Annotated in this window: 1 protein-coding gene; it reads right to left on the minus strand. The window is 74.4% G+C overall.

The window, feature by feature from the left end; genetic code table 11:
• Positions 1–2,198 (minus strand): beta-ketoacyl synthase N-terminal-like domain-containing protein (locus ACGF12_RS38340; RefSeq protein ID WP_393041212.1); only part of this gene is annotated, 2,198 nt, incomplete at both ends.

The raw sequence follows: 2,198 nt of genomic DNA on the forward strand, positions 1-2,198 counted from the left end.
CGCCTTCGCTCCAGCCGGTGCCGTCGGCGTCGGCGGAGAACGCCTTGCAGCGGCCGTCCGGTGACAGGCCCCGCTGGCGGCTGAACTCGATGAAGCCGCCCGGCGTCGCCATGACGGCCGCACCGCCGACGAGGGCCATCGTGCAGTCGCCTTGCCGCAGGGACTGCGCGGCGAGGTGCAGCGCGACGAGCGAGGACGAACAGGCGGTCTCGACGGAGACGGCGGGCCCCTCGAAGCCGAAGGTGTAGGCGATCCGGCCCGACGCGACGCTCGACATGTTCCCGGTCAGCAGGTGGCCCTCGAAGGCCTCCGGGGCGCTGTCGAGCTGCCCGCGGTAGTCGTTGTGCCCGATGCCGGTGAAGACGCCCACCGAGTTGCCGCGCAGCGTGGCCGGGTCGATCCCGGCGCGCTCGAACGTCTCCCACGCGGTCTCCAGCAGCAGGCGCTGCTGCGGGTCGGTGGCGGTCGCCTCGCGGGGCGAGATGCCGAAGAAGTCGGCGTCGAACTGTCCCGCGTCGTACAGGAAGCCGCCCTGCACCGAGTACGTCTTGCCGGCCTTCGTCGGGTCCGGGTCGTAGATCGCGGCGGCGTCCCAGCCGCGGTCCTCGGGGAAGTCGCCGATCGCGTCGACGCCGTCGGCGACGATCCGCCACAGGTCCTCAGGCGAGCGCACCCCGCCCGGGTAGCGGCAGGCCATGGCGATGATGGCGAGCGGCTCGTCCGCCGCACCCCGGGCCGCCGTCCGAACGGCGACGGGGGCGCCGACCTGCAGGCCGAGCACCTCCTGGCGGAGCGCCTCGGCGAGCATGGCCGGGGAGGGGTGGTCGAAGATCAGGGTCGCCGGGAGCGGCTTGCCGACCGCCTTGGACAGGCGGTTCCTGATCTCCACGCCCATGATGGAGTCGATGCCGAACTCCTTGAACGCCCGCGCGGCGTCGATGCTTTCGGGCGTGGCGTGACCCAGGACCGTGGCCACGTGGGCGCGGATCAGGTCGAGCAGGAGGGTGGTCTGTCCCGTCGCGCCGAGGCCGGCCAGCCGGGTCGCAAACTCGGACCCGACGACCCGCTCGGGCTCGGCCGCGACGGGCCGGGACGGCGCGCGCAGGGCGGTCGGTGCGGAGGTGCCGCCGGCGAGCAGGTCGCGAAGCTCGGACAGGCGGGCGGCGGACATGGCCCGGGCGACCAGGTTCTCCACCGAGACGACGGGCGCACCGGTGGGGTCGGCCGCGAGCAGCCGGATGCCGTTGCCGGTCGGGGTCAGGCGCACCAGGAGGGCCGCGGCGCCGGACGCGTGCAGGGTGACCCCCGTCCACGAGAACGGCATCCGGACCTCGTCCGCGTCGGCGGCCAGCGCCAGCGGGTGCAGGGCGGCGTCGAACAGCGCCGGGTGAATGCCGAAACCGATGCTGTCCGCGGCCTCCGGCAGGACCAGCTCGGCGAGCAGCTCGTCCCCGTCCTGCCACACCGAGGTGACGGCGCGGAAGGCCGGACCGTACTGGACGCCGGCGCTCTCCAGCCGCTCGTACAGCTCGGAGACGGGCACCGCGGTCGCCCCGGCGGGCGGCCAGGCGCTCGTCAGGCTCTCGTCGGCGGGGGCGTCGGTGGCGGTTTCGGCGGAGGCGCCCAGCGCGCCGGTGGCGTTGCGGGTCCAGGCGGACTCACCCGCCTCGGGCCGGGAGTGGATCGTGAGCGGGCGCCGACCGTCCTCGTCCGGCGCGCCGACGGCGATCTGCAGCTGGACGGCTGCCGCTTCGCCGAGCGCCAGCGGGGTCTCCAGCGTCAGTTCCTCGATGCGGGTCAGCCCGACGAGGTCACCGGCCTGCACGGCCAGCTCCACCAGGGCGGTGGCCGGGAGCAGGGCGGTCCCGGCGACCAGGTGGTCGGCCAGCCACGGGTGGGTGTCCAAGGACAGCCGGCCGGTGAGCAGCAGCGCATCGCTCTCCGCCACGGTCGTCACCGCGCCCAGCAGCGGGTGTGCGGACCCCGACAGGCCCAGCCCGGCCGGATCGCCGTCGGCCCGTGCCGGGACCTCGTCCAGCCAGTAGGTGTGGTGTTGGAAGGGGTAGGTGGGGAGGGTGGGGGTGGTGTTGGTGGTGTGGGTGGTGGGGGTGTGGGTGGTGGGGGTGGTGGGGGTGAGTCCGTGGGTGTGGGTGTGGGCGAGTGCGTGGGGGAAGTGGTGGCCGTGGTGGCGGCGGAGG

Source organism: Kitasatospora sp. NPDC048296 (assembly GCF_043201815.1).
Taxonomy (GTDB): Bacteria; Actinomycetota; Actinomycetes; order Streptomycetales; family Streptomycetaceae; genus Kitasatospora.